Below are 1,990 nucleotides of genomic sequence, written 5' to 3'. Positions count from 1 at the left end.
TTGCCCCAGGGATCCACTTTCACTTCTGCCCGCGTGGCTTCAGGGTAACGCCGAATATCCTCTTCCAAGGCATCTCCAATCGCTTCGGGAATAAAAAATTCTTCGATTCCCAACTTGAGCTGCTGCCCGTCAAACCAGCCTCGCAGCACTTTCTCTTCAGGCTGCAAATCTTTGGGCATCTCCCGGCTGACACCGATTGCTCGCCAAGGTTGAGTGGGATCCCCTGCGGGGGGAGCCAAGCGCAGATAAAGGATCCCTGGGGTCTCCAATTCAGGTGACCAACCCGGCAGTTGCTCTAGGGTGGAGCGCCGACCGACGACGTAGCCCAAGGCCACATACCGGCCCCGCAAAAGGTCATAGGGATCCACAGGGGCCGTTTGCAGGTAGATCGTGGTTCCGACAGCAAGAGTCAGCGCTTGCCGAGCCGGTATCAGCAGAACGATACCCAGCTGCAGCAGGAGGGGTAGCCAAAACCGCCATTTGGGCAGGGATCCCTTCTGAGAAAGATTCGACGGGCTAGCCATAGCAGCCAGAGAGAGTGACCTCTCTCTTATGGCACAGGTTTGCCAATCCCGGACAGAAGCGGGTAGAAGTGCCCCACCGGCCCCTGACCTGACCCGATGGCCAAAGGATGTCGCAGCGCTTCTGTTACATAGGCTTTGGCAGCCACTGTGGCCGCCAAGGGATCCCTGCCCCAGGCCATCTGTGCTGCAATGGCCGCCGAGAGGGTACAGCCGGTGCCGTGGGTGTGGCGGGTGGGGATCCGCTCTGTTTTCAGCACTTCCAGTCGCTCGCCATCGAACCACACATCCACCCCCTGCAGTTCCCCCGGCATACCCCCACCTTTGACCAACACCGCTCCACAGCCCAGGGTGCGAATCTGCTGAGCCGCCGTTTGCATATCCGCCAGGGACTGCAGCTCCAGCCCCGTTAAAATTTGCGCCTCATAGCGATTGGGGGTCAGCACCTGGGCCAAGGGGATCAGCCGCTCGCGGATGGCCTGAATGGCTTCATCTGCCAACAACTTCGCTCCCGTGCGGGACACCATCACCGGATCCACCACCAGAGGCCGCAACGTCCAGCGCTCCACCTGACGGGCTACCTCCAGCACGATCTCGGCATTCAGCAACATGCCCGTCTTGATCCCTTGCACCCCAATGTCCTGCACCACAGCCTCGATTTGGGCGGCCACGGCTTCGGGGGGCAGCGCATCGACCCGGCTCACCCCAAGGGTATTTTGGGCAGTCACGCAGGTCAGGGCAGAGGTACCGTGTACCCGTTGGAAAGCAAAGGTGCGCAAATCCGCTTGGATCCCTGCTCCCCCACCACTGTCGGATCCAGCGATGGTGAGGGCGACAGGGGGGTGCTGCTCGGCCAGCAGTGGAGCCGGAGTTGGTTCAGATGCAGAGACAGACATTGGCCAAACGACAAAAATGGGCAAGGGTACCGATAGCCATTTCCATCAATCAATATGAACCATCTCTTTAACGTAGCAATGAAACTGTTGGTTCTCGATTGGTCTGAGACCACTGGGGTATTGGGAAAACTCTTGCAGACGTCTGTCAAGAAGCTGACTAAGAGTGAGTTGTCCTAGTCTAAATCCGAGTAGCCCTCATCAGTGGTGGCGACCACCTCAACCCAGGCTCTATCCCCCTCCACCGCCGTCAAGCTCCAGCGCAGAAGCCGAGCCGGCTGGCCCAGCTCCCGGTCAACTTGCTGACAGAGGGATTGCTCCAGTTGCGGGGCAGAGAGAGGCGAGCTCAACGGCAGAGATAGGTGCAACAAATGCAACTTCACAGGAGTCGAGAACTGATCTCGCCAAGGAAACAGACTTACTTTCGATAACTTCTAACACTAAGAATCCAACAATATAAACTAATGTAGTATTTTCAGATTAGGCTGAGACAGCCGGGCTACTGAGAAAAACCTTTTGGGCCCCTGCATTATTGCTCCGCAACGCTATTGCTCCGCAACGCTGACGCGAAGACGC

General features: G+C 57.9%; 3 protein-coding genes. All 3 read right to left on the bottom strand.

What is annotated here, in order from left to right; genetic code table 11:
- Positions 1-524: GDYXXLXY domain-containing protein (locus NW820_RS12050; RefSeq protein WP_414407608.1), on the bottom strand; the 524-nt coding region annotated here is incomplete at its 3' end.
- Between the two features lie 26 nt (positions 525-550).
- Positions 551-1,417, bottom strand: coding sequence for a bifunctional hydroxymethylpyrimidine kinase/phosphomethylpyrimidine kinase (thiD, locus tag NW820_RS12045; RefSeq protein ID WP_414407607.1), 867 nt, complete (start codon positions 1,415-1,417; stop codon positions 551-553).
- Between the two features lie 173 nt (positions 1,418-1,590).
- The gene (locus NW820_RS12040; RefSeq protein WP_414342212.1) at positions 1,591-1,785 is read right to left on the bottom strand and encodes a hypothetical protein; all 195 of its coding nucleotides are present in this window, start codon (positions 1,783-1,785) and stop codon (positions 1,591-1,593) included.
- Positions 1,786-1,990: the final 205 nt, after the last annotated feature.

Origin of the sequence: Synechococcus sp. R55.7 (assembly GCF_047461955.1) — a bacterium.
Lineage (GTDB): Bacteria > Cyanobacteriota > Cyanobacteriia > Thermostichales > Thermostichaceae > Thermostichus.
Note: the sequence above shows the minus strand (reverse complement) of the source record. Positions and strands in the feature narration are given on the sequence as shown.

What these genes read in the sequence shown, in the direction of transcription:
- thiD (WP_414407607.1), bottom strand. Translation starts at nt 1,417, where the DNA reads ATGTCTGTCTCTGCATCTGAACCAACTCCGGCTCCACTGCTGGCCGAG.